The organism is Marinobacter sp. ANT_B65 (assembly GCF_002407605.1).
Classification (GTDB): Bacteria; Pseudomonadota; Gammaproteobacteria; order Pseudomonadales; family Oleiphilaceae; genus Marinobacter.
Genome location: NZ_NXGV01000002.1, coordinates 470,019 through 484,013, shown reverse-complemented (window position 1 = coordinate 484,013; position 13,995 = coordinate 470,019). Strand labels below are relative to the sequence as shown.

Genomic DNA, 13,995 nt, shown 5'->3' with positions numbered 1-13,995 from the left:
TCAGAGCTCGACACCCTTCTGGGCTTTAATGCCCTGATCCTTGAAGGCGTGTTTTACCACACCCATTTCAGTGACTGTGTCTGCAAGATCAATCAGTTCCTGCGGCGCGTTACGGCCAGTGACGACCACATGCTGCATGGCAGGCCGGGCTTGCAGGTCGTCCAGTACTCTGTCCAGGTCCAGATATTCATACTTCAGTGCAATATTCAGCTCATCCAGCAAAATCAGATCATAGCTTTCATCCTGCAGCATGCCCGCAACGATCTCCCAGGCAGCAGTGGCGGAGGCAACATCCTGCTCCCGGTTCTGTGTTTCCCAGGTGTAGCCCTGCCCCATAACGTGATAATCCACTCCGGGCAGATCACGGAAGAAGGCTTCTTCGCCGGTGCTGAACGCACCCTTGATGAACTGCACAACGCCCACTTTCATGCCGTGACCAAGGGCCCGGGCAACCATACCGAAGCCGGAGCTGCTCTTGCCTTTACCGGGGCCGGTCAGTACCAGCAATACGCCCTGTTCATTCTGGGCGCTCGCAATTCGCTCGTGCATGATTTTCTGCTTGGCGGCCATACGTTTAGCATGACGTTCCGGGTCTTTTGCGCGATCACGCATGTGTCTTCTCCGTATCAGTGTGAAATGTCAGTGGCTGGCCTCGGAACAGCGCAGCAACAAGAGCGGGTGCCGATGGGAAGTAACCGTGGAAGTAGCTCGCGACCAGACCTTTTTCACAGAATACGGCCTCCCCAACTGTGCCTGCCTGTTTCCAGGCCCGCGCCACAGGTTGCCAGGGCGTATCCAGTGAGGAGCGATGAAAGGTGTGGCCTCGCAACTCACCTTCATCGGTGGTCACGCTTTGCAACCCTATGCCCTGCAGGCGCTTTTCCATGGTCGAACGGCCGGGGATCAGCCCCAGCATTTGGTGCACAACGCCTTCTTTATCGGACAACTCTTCAGCACAGGCCATCAGCCCGCCACACTCTGCAAGTATCGGCTTGCCGGACTCATAGAATTCGCGGATCGCTTCAGTCATAGCGATATTGTTGGCCAGAGTACTGCCATGAAGTTCGGGGTAACCACCGGGGAGCCAAAGGGCATCTGCCTGGGGTAGCTGCGAATCCGCCAGCGGGGAGAAATAGTACAGCTCCGCACCCATGGCCGTTAGCAGGTCTGTGTTCGCACGGTAGATAAAGCTGAACGCAAGATCGCGGGCAATCGCAATGCGCACGCCTTTAAGCAAAGCCTCTGGTTTGACTGGCTCAACCGGGGCAATCGTAACAGCCTTGGGTAACTCAGCAAGGCCAGCAGCTTCGAGCACCGCAGCCGCCGCATCAAGCTGCTGATCAAGATTGTCCAGTTCAGCCGGTTGCAACAGCCCCAGGTGCCGATCCGGAATGTGCATTGCCTCACTTCGGGGAATGGCACCCAGCAGACTGATGCCCTGCGGCAGGCCTTCTTTCAGCATATCGCCATGGCGGGGACTGCCGATTTTGTTGGCGATGACCTGATACACCGACAACTCCGGGTCAAAATGGGCCAGTCCCTGCACCAGAGCGCCAAAGGTCTGCGCCATGCCGCCAGCGTCAATCACCGGCAACGCTGGAATACCCAGCAGTTTGGCAAGATCAGCACTGGACGGGTCGCCATCAAACAGCCCCATCGCCCCTTCAATCAGAATCAGGCCAGCCTCACGGGCGGCTTCCGCCACGCGCCAGCGACATTCGTGTTCACCGGTCATCCAGGGGTGCAGCTGGTATACCGGCTGGCCTGATGCCACCTCAAGCATCATAGGGTCGAGATAATCCGGACCATGCTTGAACACCCGCACCTTGCGGCCGGCATTCCGGTGCAGCCGGGCCAAGGCCGCAGTCACCATGGATTTACCCTGCCCGGAGGCCGGGGCCGTAATCATCACTGCGGGTACGGGTATAGTCATTAATTAGCCCTGTTCAGGGTGTCGGCCCGGGACGCACTGGTACAAATATGGGCGCGCCATCGGCCTCTACGGTGATGAGTTTCTGGTTATAAAGCTTCTCGAGAGCCGAAGGTACCAGCATTGAATCTGCAGGCCCCCAGCAGGCGTCGCCGTTGGTGTATAGCAGCAGAACATGACTACACCATCGAGCAGCCAGATTGAGATCGTGCAAACACATAAAAACAGCTTTTCCGGAATGAGCCTGCGCCTGAAGCAGGTTCATCACCTTGACCTGATGATGCAGATCCAGATGGTTGGTAGGCTCATCCAGCAGCCATATACCAGGGTTTTGAGTCATCAATGTGGCGATGGCAACGCGCTGACGCTCACCACCTGACAATGTGGTCAGCAACCGGTCGGACAAATGTTCTACGTCCAGTGCTACCAACGCCTGCTCCGCCAGAGTCAGACCTTCACCCTGCTCGCTCACCCAGGGCGACAACCACGGATGACGACCAATAAGCGCAGTTTCCATAACCGTTGCCGGAAAACTATCCTGGCGCTCCTGGAAAACAAGGCCCATCTGCCGGGCAATATCCCGTCGCTTCAGATCTTTCAGAGGAATCTCATCAAGTACCACCTCACCACGGCGGGCAGGCAGCAGACCGGCAAGTGTATGTAACAAGGTGGTTTTCCCGGCGCCGTTAGGACCGAGAACACCCCAGGTCTGGCCGGGTTCAATGGTCAGGTTCAGAGAATAGCCATCTGATCTGCCCGGTACATTTATGACCAGATCGCGACTGCGCAGCCTGCTCATCATCGGCTCCGGTGTAACAGGTAAAGAAATGTGGGCACGCCTAATAATGCGGTGATTACGCCAACAGGCAGTTGCTCCGGGGCAATCGCCGTACGTGCAAGTGTATCCGCCAGCACCAGCAAGGTCCCGCCAGCCAGAGCACTGGCGGGCAGAATAATGCGCTGATCATTCCCCAGAACCAGCCGGAGCATATGGGGGACAATCAGGCCTACAAACCCGATGCTGCCAGCGGTGGTCACTGCAGTAGCTGTCAGCAGGCTGGCAAGAAGGTAAATCGTCCATTCCAGCGGGCGCACTGAGACGCCCAGTGCAGCGGCCTGCAGAGGCCCCCGCGCAAGCACATTAAGATTACGGGCAAGAGGCATAATCAGCACAACGGAAAAAACCAGAACAATCAACGCAGGCCAGGGCGTGCGGGCGTATGAGACATCACCCATCAACCAGTAAAGCATACCGGGGAGTTTGTATGAGGGCGTGATTGCCAGCATAAGCGTAATCACAGCGCCCCAGCCAGCCGCCACTACCACACCAGTCAGCAACAGGCGGGAAGGGGTCCAGCTGCCGGTGCCGTGGGCGAGACCGAAGACCAGAAGGGTTGCCAGCATGGCGCCAGCAAAGGCGGACCCGGATATCAGGATCGTCCCCATTCCTGCCAGCATGGCCAGTAGTGCGCCTACTGCAGCACCACCAGATAGCCCGAGCACGTAGGGGTCGGCCAGAGGATTGCGCAACAACACCTGCATCAGCGCGCCAGCCACTGCCAGCAGCCCCCCTGTCGCAAGCGCCGCAAGAGTACGGGGCAGGCGCAAATCCAATAACAACGCACGGTTCAGCGCACTGCCTTCACCCTGGATGACCTGCCAGATCCCAGACAGCGGGACAGTCACGCTACCCAGGCACAAAGCCAGCACAACTGCGGCCAAAGCCAGAAATCCAAGGCTCAGCAACGGGCGGATCATCGCTCAGCTACCTGACAGTTCATCCTTGTGTTATCAACGCTCACGTGCACTATCCAGATAATCACAAACAATTCTTGTGGCTTCAAGTAACCTGGGCGTAGGCCGTGAAATGGGTGAGGCTGGCACAAAAAAGAGATTGTTCTTTTTAACGGCAGTCAGCTCCGAATACTGCTTCCAGCTATCCAGCTGATCATCACTGACACCCTCAACACTTCCCGTGAGAATGGCGTGGGGATCGGCCTGCAACACAACCTCCGCACTGATTCGGGGAACCAGCCGCGGCATGTCGCCGAATACATTTACTCCACCACACAACTGAAGCACCTTACCAATCAGGTGGTCGTTGTTGATGGTCATCAGAGGCTGCTCCCAGACCTGATAAAAAACAGGTATTGGCTTGGCATTGCGGTACTGCTCCGCCAAAGCGGTAATACCCACGCGGAAACGCTCGGCTTCAGCCAGGCCTTCCTGCTCGGTTCCCGCCAGGGTAGCCAACCGCTCAATAACACTGGAAACCCCCTCAAAGGTGCGGGGCTCGATCGCAAACGTGGGAATACCCAGCTCATCGATCAGCTCCATCTGAGCCGGTGGATTACCCGTTACCCAGGTAATCACCAGGTCCGGCCTGAGGGCCAGCAGCGCTTCCATGTCCACCCGGGTGTGGCTGCCAACCAAGGGCAGTTTGAGTGCTTCCGGGGGATAATCACTGTAATTAACGACCGCAACGACCTTGTCACCGGCGCCGGCCGCAAATATAAGTTCCGTCGCCCCCGGCGACAAAGTGACTATACGATGAGCAGGAGCAGGGATGCAGAGTTCCTGGCCCACATCATCAACAGCACAACGTTGTATCTCGCCGGCTGAGAGAGTCTGCACTACCATCACTATCAAAAAGCCCAGTGCAACTCTGACGCTCAGCCGGTGAACACTCACACACTTACTCCCGTCTTCGAGGTTTACTGTATGTCGTAACGAACCGACAACATGGCTGTTCGACCTGCGGCAATGTACTCCCGACCATCAAAATATCTCGCAGTTGAGTATTCCTTATCGAGCACGTTGGCAAGGGTCAGGCGGCTGCTCCAGCTGGGTGCGAAATTCCAGCCAGCGCGCAGATCAAAGGTTCCAAACCCGGCCAGACGGTCGGTATTGGCCGCGTCATCATAGCGATGACCCTCAGCTATGACAGAGCCACCAAACGTAAAGTTATTAACGTCTTTGTCCAGATCAATACGGGCAGACTGCCTGGTGCGGCGCGCCAGTTGATTACCGGTTTCACGGTCTTCAGGGTCCATATACGTCAGTGCCACCCCTGCTCGCCAGCCGTTATGTTCATAACCGCCGCCAAACTCTGCACCACGAATTCTCGCTTCATCAACGTTAACCCGTGTACTTACCCCCCCGATCGTTCCAGAACCAATCAGGTTATCTACATCCATCTGATACACGGCAAGATTCCAAAACCATCTTTGATAGTTACCGCTGGCACCAAGTTCATAGCTTTCGGACTCCTCCGGCTCCAGGTCCGGATTGCCCTGGTAGTTAAATGCCAGGGGCCAGTACAAGTCATTAAACGTGGGAGCCCTGAACGCGGTGCCGTAGCTGGCACGCAGGCGATGAGACCGGTCAATACTGTAACCCAGGGCCAAACCGCCGGTTTCATTGGTTCCGTATGCTTCATTGTCATCGCCGCGAAGACTCAGTTGCGCGTCAACTGGTCCAAAATTCAGGCGCAGCTGACTGAACAGTGCCGTATTGGTTCTGGAGGTTTCATTATAGGCTTGTGAACTGCTGACCTCATCCTGCTGCAGCTCAGTACCCACAACCAGCTCATGGACATCGAAAGAAAAGGTATTATCCCACCTGGCTTCTCGCAACCGGGTGTTATAGGTGCTTTCACCATAAGCGCTGAACGAATCCGACTCATCACGTGATTCCGCAAACTGGACGCCCATTTGCCAGCTTTCACTCAGCGGTGTCATCAGTCCGAGACCAATGGTACGGATCATGTAATCAATATTACCGCCCTCGTATTCTGTGTTCCCTTCAGATTGCATCAGCATGATGCTCGCTTCACCACCGTTCTCCAGAGCGTGCACTACCCGGCCAAGCCCGGCGGTATTACGGAACCCCTTGTCTTCCCCGTTTTCAACAATTGCTGTGCCGTCGCTTTCTTTATGCAGACCGCTCAGGCTGAAGCTTGTATTTCCAACCGAGCCAGACGCACCTGCACTGGCCTTTTGGGTATCAAAGTTCCCTGCACCTGCCTCAACCCAGCCTTGCGTGCCCTGCCCGGGATCCAGTGTGAACGCCTGTACCACCCCACCCATGGCATCTGCGCCATAGAGTGAGCTGCGGGGACCCCGCACAATTTCCACTCGTTCAATGAGTTCCGTCGGGAAATACTGCCATGGTGCACCGCCGCCAGTTGCAGAATGCAGCTTCACACCGTCAACAAGTAAAACCGTACCGGCATTCTGGACGCCACGGGTATACACACTCGTGGTTTTCCCGAAAGAACCGTTACCGGTCACACTGATGCCTGGCTGACCACGCAGAAGATCTGAAAAATCAGCCGGGGCTTTCGAACGAATCTCTTCTTCATCCACCACAGTAACGGATGCAAGGCTCTCGCCCACCGTCTTGGGGCCGAGGGTTGCTGTGACAACAATCGGGTCTAACCGGGAAACCTGAGCTTCTTGCGCGACCGCAATTGAGAGGGGACTAAATGCAAAAGGGATAACCAGAACACTGGAAACTGACAGGGGAATTTTCATTCAATGCACTCACAGACTCACCACGCGCACCCGCATGGCCAATTGTTAGGTGCTCTGCAAAGGGAGGCTGATTCTGGCAGGAGACCAGGATGAAGCTTTTTCTGAGGTGGGGAAATCCGTATAACAGGCCGGTGTTTACCCACCGTAACTGCCCTCCGCAGCGCTCGGTGTGTTTACAGGCCGGTCTCCGGACTTGTGAGTTTATAAATCTGACCGGCGTAACCTTCCCATGCTTGCGCACAGTGGCATCTCTCTTCGCCGCTCTCTCACTTACCGTTGCGGGGGCAGTGCCGGACTTTAACCGGCTTCCCGTTTCACTGTGGCAGCGACGATGATTGCGCTACAACAGCACCTACAAACGAATGCCAAGGCTAACAATGAGTTAATGTCTGGTCAATGACTAATCACAAGTCCGGGCCACAAGTGCCTCTGTCAATCGTCGCAGTTGCATCTCATCTGCCGTCACGCCAAACCGCAGCATTCCCGGCTGATCAAAAACTCTGACCAGCACCGCCTGGGCAGCCAGTTGATCTGCCAGGATCTTCGGGTTGTCTGTACGGACTGTCTGAAACAAGGCACTGCCACCCATAAGAGTGAGCCCGGCTTTCTGCAGCACTTCTCGCAGAGAGCCGGCATTCCGCTGCAAGCTGATGCGAGTCTCGCGCTGCCAGCCTTCATCGGTCAACGCCTTGCCCATCACATAGCGGGCAGGCCCACTAAGCGCCCAGGGGCCCAACATTTGTTTCAGGCGTTCCGCGATTTGATTATCCGCAAGAACAAATCCCGCCCGCACCCCCGCCAGGCCAAAAAACTTCCCGAGCGAACGAAGAACTATCAAACCCGGCTGTCCGGCGTGAGTACAGAGACTAAACGCCGGCGTAGTGTCCATAAACGCCTCATCAACAACCAGCCAGCCGCCGCGCTTCTGCAACCTCTGATGCCAGCGCAACAATGTGGAGGGCGGAACGATTTTTCCGGTGGGGTTATTGGGATTGATCCAGACCAGCACATCGAGCTGGTCAAGCCAGCGATCATCGCAACCTGAAAAGCCACCACAGGTCTGCTCTGACCCTACAGGGATAACCCTGTGACCCGCCTGCCGCCAGCTATGACCGTGCTCCCTGTAACCCGGTACAGGTATGCCGACGCGACAGGGTTTGCGCAACCGGGGTAAAGCCATAATCGCTGCCTGAGTGCCTGGCACGGGAACACAGGCGGCGGCTGACGAGGCACCTGACCAATGGCGGACAATATCTTCAAGCCCGTCATCGGCTTCCGGTAATCTTTGCCACACCTCAGCCGGTAAAACCGGGACCGGCCAGCCAACCGGATTTACACCAGTGGACAAATCAAGCCATTCTGAGCGGGGAATACCCCAGCGTTCTGCAGCTTCATTCAGCCGCCCGCCATGTTCCAGCATCATTACAGATACACCACTACAAAAATAAGTGTTGTGACCACCCAGACCACCACAAGCCAGAGACAGACCCCATGCCTGACCAGTGTGATCGCAGCTTCAATAGTTGTTGAGTTCGCCTCCTGCGCGCCGCCCAGAGTCGGGCGCTGTTTAACGCCGGAGGGATACGGCGAAGGCCCTCCCAGCCGGACATTCATGGCCCCCGCCCCCGCCGCCATGACAGGCCCTGCATTGGGGCTGTCCCATTGTGGCGCCTGCTTTCGCCAACACTGCCAGGCGAGCCTGCGATTCCCTGACAACGTATAGGTAAGTGCTGTCAGCCGCGCGGGAATCCAACCCATAAGATCGTCCAGCCGCGCAGCAGCACGGCCGAAATACAGGAACCGCGGGTTACGATAGCCCCACATGGCATCCAGGGTATTTACCATCCGGTGCATCACCACACCGGGAATACCTGCAACCAGAAACCAGAATAAACTGGCAAAGACGGCATCAGCTCCGTTTTCCAGCATGGATTCCGTAGCAGCAGCCGCCACACCGCGCCCGTCAAGCTCACTGGCCTTTCGGCTGACAATGCGGCTGACCTGCTCACGGGCGCTTTCAAGGTTACCTTCAGCGAGCGGTGCAGCCACTGCCCTTCCGTGTTCAGACAGCCCACGGAGCGAAACAGCGAGCCAGAGCGCTACCGCCTGTACCAGCATCAACAGCAGCCCATCCAGCCTCACAGAAGCCCAGATGGTCAGGGCCAGCATGGGCACTGTGGCCAACAGAACGGCCAGCATCCCCGAAAAAAGAGCCCGTAAAGGCATGTCAGGTGCAGTATTGAGCCTTTTTTCCAAAACAGTGGCCAATCGCCCAAACCCGACAACCGGGTGCAGGCGCCGGGGCTCACCTAGCAGATAATCAAGGGCAAGAGCAGACACACACACGATGAGCGGAGCAAATAACAACACAGGAAGTTCCAGACCAAATAAAAAGTGATGCCCTCAAGCCTACCTGATTGCACCCAGCCGGAGTATGATCCCGCCTTATATTGAATTCGAGCTCCACTCTCCGCAATCAGATCCTGTGTTTCGATCTGTCGATGTATGAAGGTATGTGCAATGTCATTTCCCAGCAGTTGGACCACCCCTCCCCGACAACCCGAAGCCCGTTTTTTTGAGCTGGCCGCACAACGACAGAGTGTGCTGACCAAACCAGCAGGCTCCCTGGGCAGGCTGGAAACGGTTGCCGTTCAGCTTGCAGGCCTGCAGGGCACAGAAAAGCCCGGGTTGGACCAGGTCCAGATCAGTGTGTTTGCCGGTGACCACGGAATTTGTGAAGAAGGCATTTCCGCGTACCCTCAAGCAGTTACTGCCCAAATGATTGCAAACTTTGCCCACGGGGGGGCGGCAATAAGCGTATTGGCCAGATCCCTGGATGCGGAATTGGAGGTTGTGAACCTTGGCACTGTATCGGACGTTGCTCCTGATTTGCCCGGCGTTATTGACGCCCGCATAGCCCCTTGCACACGTAACTTTTCGGCAACTGATGCCATGAGCACCCAGCAGGTGTCCGAAGCCCTGAATCACGGTGATTCTGCGGCTCAGCGGGCGGCTGACAAAGGTTGCCAGCTGTTTATTGGCGGGGAAATGGGCATAGGCAATACCACCTCGGCAACGGCCATTGCATGTTCACTGATGAACAAGAATCCCATGAAGCTGGCGGGGCCCGGCACCGGCATGGATGTCGCCGGCGTTCGCCACAAAGCCGAAGTTATTATCAGTGCGCTCCAGCGCCACGATAACGACGATAAAGGAGAGGATGCGATGGCTGTTCTCAAAGCCTTCGGTGGTTTTGAGATTGCGGCTCTGGCAGGTGCCATTGCCGGGTGTGCGGCACGGTCCATTCCGGTATTGATTGACGGCTATATTGTTTCGGTTGCAGCACTGATTGCCGTCAGCCAGCAACCCGACATCCGCCCCTGGCTCCTGTTCGCCCACCGTTCTGCAGAACCTGGCCACCAGGCCGTTCTTGATGCCCTGAGCGCCGAACCACTGCTTGACCTGGGAATGCGCCTTGGTGAAGGGAGCGGCGCAGCGGTCGCAGTTCCCTTGCTCAGACTGGCCTGTAATCTGCACAACGACATGGCCAGCTTTGCAGACGCCGGTGTCAGTAAAAAAGAAGAGCAATGAATAGTACAAAAACAATGGATAGCACAACGATATTCGACCTCATCCGTCACGGGGAACCCGAGGGCGGGCCCATGTATCGCGGCAGCAAAGACGACCCGCTGAGCGAAACCGGCTGGCAGCAGATGCGTAGTGCCATTACCAAAGCCGATACCTGGGATGCCATTGTCACCTCCCCCATGCTGCGTTGCGTTCACTTTGCCCGGGAGCTGGCCGATCGCTACGAAATCCCCCTGCACAAGGATGAGCGACTGCGAGAGCTCAATTTCGGAGAGTGGGAAGGACGCACTGCGGAAAATGTAATGGCGAGTGACGGGGAAAGACTAAGCCGGTTCTGGACCGATCCGGTGAACAATACACCTCCGGGTGGTGAACCGGTTGTGGACTTCAACCGGCGCGTTATTGAAAGCTGGCATTACTGGCAACAAGAGATGGCAGGCCAGCACGTACTGATCGTCTGCCATGGCGGCACCATACGAATGATCGTTGCTGACACCATGAACATCCCGCTGGAACACGCGTTCTCAAGCCTGACCACACCCTATGCCTGCCGTAGCAGGATTCAGGTTGATGTCTCGGATTACGGGACATTTCAGAGTCTTGTAGCGCACGGAGCCTGTTAAGCCGCCCCGGTTTTCACGGCTTCAGAACCATGGGCAACCCGGCAACACTCATGATCACCCTGTCGCACCGTGTCGCCAGCGCCTGGTTCATCCACCCCAGCTCATCCGCAAAACGGCGTGTAAGCGGGTCCATTCCGATAATACCAAGCCCTACTTCGTTGCTGACGATCACAAGTTCGCCGGGGTAACAGCTCACCTGCTTCAGAAACGCTTCCCGTTCCCGGGCAAAGGTGTCATCACCTGCGTGCAGCAGGTTACTCAACCACAGGCTCATGCAATCCACCAGAAGACAAGGCGCCGCCTTTTGTTGTCCATAGCGTGTCAGCACCTGCGCCAGAGCAAGAGGCTCTTCTTCCAGCCCCCAGTCAGCAGGACGCTGCTGCTGGTGACGCTTGATGCGCAGCCGCATCTCGTCATCCCCCGCAGTTGCTGTAGCCAGGTATACGACTGAGTTATCTGTGTCAGATACCAGCCGCTCCGCAAGCGCGGTTTTTCCCGAACGGATGCCGCCAAGAACCAGAGTATGCATGATGTTGGGGTGTCTCCCTGAAAACCAGACACGAATGCTAACCGGAGGCTGTACCCTAAAGCAAAAAACCTGACAGGGCTGCTGCACTAGCTTTCTGCGCGGGCTCCGCCGCCCAACCGCAGGTTTCTGCTATAGTTTTGCCAGGGCCATTTCTATTCCAATCTGGAGACAGCATGCAGGCTGAACTGATCGACATCCGTAACCATCTTGTCCAGCATTCGCCGTTTGACGACATGCCGGAGGAGCTGGTCAATCAGCTCACGACCAGCATTGAAATCAGTTATGTACGGGCGGGAACCCAGATACTCGAAGCCGGACAAGCCAGTGCCTATATGTATTACGTGCGCAGCGGCGCAGTGGAGATCTTCCGGCGCTCCGGCGAACTGTACAACCGTATAGGTGAAGGCGAGATCTTCGGCCAGTTTGGTCTGCTCATGCACCGCAAGGTGCGGTTTCCTGCAAAGGCTCTGGAAGACAGCCTGCTTTACCGTATTCCAGCGGATACCTTTCATTATCTATTTGAAAACGACGAGAACTTTGCGGACTTTGTGGAAATTGAAGATCGCAGCCGGTTACGCTCGGCACTGTCACGCAGGGAAAAATCCAACGAACTGATGACATCCCGTGTTACCCGCCTGATTTCCAGAAAAACGATTTCGGCACCGACAAACGTGCGGCTACAGGAAGCCGCACGCATCATGACAGATAAGGGTGTATCCGCGCTGTTGCTGATGGACGGTGAAGGCGAGAACGCACGTCCGGCAGGCATTATCACTGACCGTGATCTTCGCACCCGGGCAGTGACTGAAGCCCTGCCCTCGGAAACACCTGTCAGCGAAATCATGTCTGAAGGGCTGATAACCATACGTGCCAGCAGCTATATTTTCGAAGCCATGCTCACCATGCTGCATAACAATGTACACCACCTTCCTGTGATGGACGGCCACGAAGTCCGGGGCGTGGTTGCGCTTGCAGACATTGTGAAATATGAAAGCCAGAGCAGCCTGTATCTGGTGAGTAATATCTATCACCAGCAGAATGTAAAAGGCCTGAAGAAGATCAGCCGGGACGTTCGCGACAGCTTCGTTCGTATGGTCAACGAAGACGCCAACTCGCACATGATAGGCAGCGCCATGGCCGGCATTGGCCGCAGCTTTACACAGCGGCTTCTGGAGCTGGGCGAGGAAAAACTGGGCCCGCCACCTGTGCCCTACTGTTTTATGGCTCTGGGTTCCATGGCCCGGGACGAGCAACTGGTCGTAACGGACCAGGACAACGCCATGATTCTGGATGACCGCTTTGTACCGGAAGAGCACGATGCCTACTTCCTGGCACTGGCAAAATTTGTTTCCGACGGACTTGCAGAGTGCGGCTACACCTACTGCACCGGGGATATCATGGCCACCAACCCGAAATGGCGTCAGCCATTGAAGGTATGGCGGAACTACTTCACCGACTGGATTGAAAACCCGAAAGCGGAAGCTCTCCTGAACAGCAATATCTTCTTTGATCTTGATGGTATTTATGGCCGCACGGAGTTTGCAGAGGAGCTCAAAGCCCTGGTTGCAGACAAAGCCAGCAACAGCCAGCGCTTCCTGACCATGATGGCGCGAAACGCGCTCAACCGGACACCGCCCCTCGGATTTTTCCGCACATTCGTGCTTGAGGAAGATGGCAAGCACCAGAAAACCTTCAACCTGAAGCGACGGGGGACAGCACCGCTGTCTGACCTGATCCGGATTCACTCTCTGGCCTGTGGCTCCCTGGCACAGAATTCCTTCGAACGCCTGAAGAGCATCAGCAAAACCAAACTTATTATTGAAGATGACCTGGGCAATCTGAGAGACGCACTGGAATTTATCTCGATTGTCCGTATCCGCCATCAGGCACTGTCTATCGAAGCCGGTGAAGAGCCAGACAACAACGTACGGCCAGAAGACCTGTCACCGTTTGAGCGTAGCCATCTCAAAGATGCTTTCCAGGTTGTCAGCAATGCCCAGAAATTTCTGCGCTTCCGTTACAACACCCAGGTAACCCGGAATGTCTGAGCACCACCCTGTACCCGATGCAATCAAACATCTGCCGTGGCCAGAGCAGTACCAGGCTCTGGCCAGACACACCAAGGCTCCGGTACTGAAGCACTTTTACGAAGCCGGCTGTCCTTCTCCACAAACACCTGTCTCCGAGGTTCCCATGGTGGCGCTCGACTTTGAGACCACCGGCCTCGACGCAGAAGCGCATTCCATAGTCAGCATCGGGCTGGTGCCTTTTACGCTGGATGCCATTCAGCTTGATCAGGCCAAACACTGGGTGGTCCGGCCCCGGCTGCCGTTGCACCAGACATCAGTTACCTTTCACGGCATCACTCACGCCGACATTGATGAAGCTCCGGACCTGTCAGAAGTACTTGAGGATGTGTTTGCCAGCCTGAATGGTCGCATTCCAGTGGTGCACTTCAGGAATATCGAGCGACGTTTCCTGAATGTGGCGCTGCAATGGCGTCTTGGTGAGGGGATTCGTTTTCCGGTGATAGACACCATGGCCATTGAGGCACACCTGCACCCGGACAGGCACCCGTCATTCCTGAAGAGTCTGATGGGGAAAAAGTCTCTATCCATCCGTCTGGCTGACAGCAGAACGCGTTATGGGCTGCCTCACTATGCTGCCCATAACGCCCTGATTGATGCCATTGCTACTGCAGAGTTGCTTCAGGCACAGATACTTCATCACTTCAGCCCGCAAACACCGGTTGGCGACCTGTGGGTTTGAGGAAGGCCTCAGGCTTTGCTT

Annotated in this window: 13 protein-coding genes and 1 riboswitch; of the genes, 4 read left to right on the top strand and 9 right to left on the bottom strand. The window is 56.2% G+C overall.

Going from position 1 to position 13,995, the window contains the following annotated elements; genetic code table 11:
- The 8 genes from cobO to cbiB all read right to left on the bottom strand — a co-directional run bounded on the left by cobO (position 1) and on the right by cbiB (position 8,835).
- Entirely contained in the window at positions 1-612 is a 612-nt protein-coding gene (gene cobO, locus CPA50_RS12350; protein ID WP_096782811.1) for a cob(I)yrinic acid a,c-diamide adenosyltransferase, read from the bottom strand.
- Positions 605-1,933, bottom strand: coding sequence for a cobyrinate a,c-diamide synthase (locus tag CPA50_RS12345; RefSeq protein ID WP_096782810.1), 1,329 nt, complete (start codon positions 1,931-1,933; stop codon positions 605-607). Before CPA50_RS12345 ends, cobO begins: the two co-directional genes overlap by 8 nt.
- 13 nt (positions 1,934-1,946) lie before the next feature.
- Positions 1,947-2,729, bottom strand: a complete 783-nt coding sequence (locus tag CPA50_RS12340) for an ABC transporter ATP-binding protein (protein WP_096782809.1) — start codon at positions 2,727-2,729, stop codon at positions 1,947-1,949.
- Positions 2,729-3,688: a FecCD family ABC transporter permease gene (locus CPA50_RS12335; RefSeq protein ID WP_096782808.1), complete on the bottom strand. Its 960-nt coding sequence runs from the start codon at positions 3,686-3,688 to the stop codon at positions 2,729-2,731. The genes CPA50_RS12340 and CPA50_RS12335 overlap by 1 nt, the downstream gene beginning before the upstream one ends.
- A 33-nt stretch (positions 3,689-3,721) precedes the next feature.
- The gene (locus CPA50_RS12330; protein WP_227519625.1) at positions 3,722-4,621 is read right to left on the bottom strand and encodes a cobalamin-binding protein; all 900 of its coding nucleotides are present in this window, start codon (positions 4,619-4,621) and stop codon (positions 3,722-3,724) included.
- Between the two features lie 23 nt (positions 4,622-4,644).
- A complete protein-coding gene (locus tag CPA50_RS12325; protein WP_096782807.1) occupies positions 4,645-6,465 on the bottom strand; it encodes a TonB-dependent receptor domain-containing protein in 1,821 nt (606 codons plus the stop codon).
- Between the two features lie 160 nt (positions 6,466-6,625).
- Positions 6,626-6,836: riboswitch (cobalamin riboswitch) on the bottom strand.
- 29 nt (positions 6,837-6,865) lie between these two features.
- Positions 6,866-7,888: a threonine-phosphate decarboxylase CobD gene (gene cobD, locus CPA50_RS12320; RefSeq protein WP_319823117.1), complete on the bottom strand. Its 1,023-nt coding sequence runs from the start codon at positions 7,886-7,888 to the stop codon at positions 6,866-6,868.
- On the bottom strand, positions 7,888-8,835 hold the full coding sequence (cbiB, locus tag CPA50_RS12315) for an adenosylcobinamide-phosphate synthase CbiB (protein WP_227519624.1): 948 nt from the start codon (positions 8,833-8,835) through the stop codon (positions 7,888-7,890). The genes cobD and cbiB overlap by 1 nt, the downstream gene beginning before the upstream one ends.
- A 150-nt stretch (positions 8,836-8,985) precedes the next feature.
- On the opposite strand from cbiB, the gene cobT reads away from it, so the two are divergent.
- Positions 8,986-10,056, top strand: coding sequence for a nicotinate-nucleotide--dimethylbenzimidazole phosphoribosyltransferase (cobT, locus tag CPA50_RS12310; protein ID WP_096782806.1), 1,071 nt, complete (start codon positions 8,986-8,988; stop codon positions 10,054-10,056).
- Positions 10,053-10,676 (top strand): histidine phosphatase family protein, encoded by a 624-nt coding sequence (locus CPA50_RS12305; protein ID WP_227519623.1) that lies wholly within the window; start codon positions 10,053-10,055, stop codon positions 10,674-10,676. Before cobT ends, CPA50_RS12305 begins: the two co-directional genes overlap by 4 nt.
- A 13-nt stretch (positions 10,677-10,689) precedes the next feature.
- On the opposite strand, the gene cobU is transcribed toward CPA50_RS12305, so the two are convergent.
- Positions 10,690-11,205: a bifunctional adenosylcobinamide kinase/adenosylcobinamide-phosphate guanylyltransferase gene (gene cobU, locus CPA50_RS12300; protein WP_096782805.1), complete on the bottom strand. Its 516-nt coding sequence runs from the start codon at positions 11,203-11,205 to the stop codon at positions 10,690-10,692.
- Positions 11,206-11,378: 173 nt separating this feature from the next.
- Here cobU and CPA50_RS12295 point away from each other — a divergent pair, with 173 nt between their 5' ends.
- Together CPA50_RS12295 and CPA50_RS12290 are read left to right on the top strand one after the other, a co-directional pair.
- Positions 11,379-13,253 carry a DUF294 nucleotidyltransferase-like domain-containing protein gene (locus CPA50_RS12295; protein ID WP_096782804.1) on the top strand — a complete coding sequence of 625 codons (1,875 nt, stop codon included), beginning with the start codon at positions 11,379-11,381 and terminating at the stop codon, positions 13,251-13,253.
- Entirely contained in the window at positions 13,246-13,974 is a 729-nt protein-coding gene (locus CPA50_RS12290) for a 3'-5' exonuclease (RefSeq protein WP_096782803.1), read from the top strand. The genes CPA50_RS12295 and CPA50_RS12290 overlap by 8 nt, the downstream gene beginning before the upstream one ends.
- The last annotated feature ends 21 nt before the right edge of the window (positions 13,975-13,995 follow it).

What these genes read in the sequence shown, in the direction of transcription:
- cobO (WP_096782811.1), bottom strand. Translation starts at nt 612, where the DNA reads ATGCGTGATCGCGCAAAAGACCCGGAACGTCATGCTAAACGTATGGCC.
- CPA50_RS12345 (WP_096782810.1), bottom strand. Translation starts at nt 1,933, where the DNA reads ATGACTATACCCGTACCCGCAGTGATGATTACGGCCCCGGCCTCCGGG.
- CPA50_RS12340 (WP_096782809.1), bottom strand. Translation starts at nt 2,729, where the DNA reads ATGAGCAGGCTGCGCAGTCGCGATCTGGTCATAAATGTACCGGGCAGA.
- CPA50_RS12335 (WP_096782808.1), bottom strand. Translation starts at nt 3,688, where the DNA reads ATGATCCGCCCGTTGCTGAGCCTTGGATTTCTGGCTTTGGCCGCAGTT.
- CPA50_RS12325 (WP_096782807.1), bottom strand. Translation starts at nt 6,465, where the DNA reads ATGAAAATTCCCCTGTCAGTTTCCAGTGTTCTGGTTATCCCTTTTGCA.
- cobD (WP_319823117.1), bottom strand. Translation starts at nt 7,888, where the DNA reads ATGATGCTGGAACATGGCGGGCGGCTGAATGAAGCTGCAGAACGCTGG.
- cobT (WP_096782806.1), top strand. Translation starts at nt 8,986, where the DNA reads ATGTCATTTCCCAGCAGTTGGACCACCCCTCCCCGACAACCCGAAGCC.
- CPA50_RS12305 (WP_227519623.1), top strand. Translation starts at nt 10,053, where the DNA reads ATGAATAGTACAAAAACAATGGATAGCACAACGATATTCGACCTCATC.
- cobU (WP_096782805.1), bottom strand. Translation starts at nt 11,205, where the DNA reads ATGCATACTCTGGTTCTTGGCGGCATCCGTTCGGGAAAAACCGCGCTT.
- CPA50_RS12295 (WP_096782804.1), top strand. Translation starts at nt 11,379, where the DNA reads ATGCAGGCTGAACTGATCGACATCCGTAACCATCTTGTCCAGCATTCG.
- CPA50_RS12290 (WP_096782803.1), top strand. Translation starts at nt 13,246, where the DNA reads ATGTCTGAGCACCACCCTGTACCCGATGCAATCAAACATCTGCCGTGG.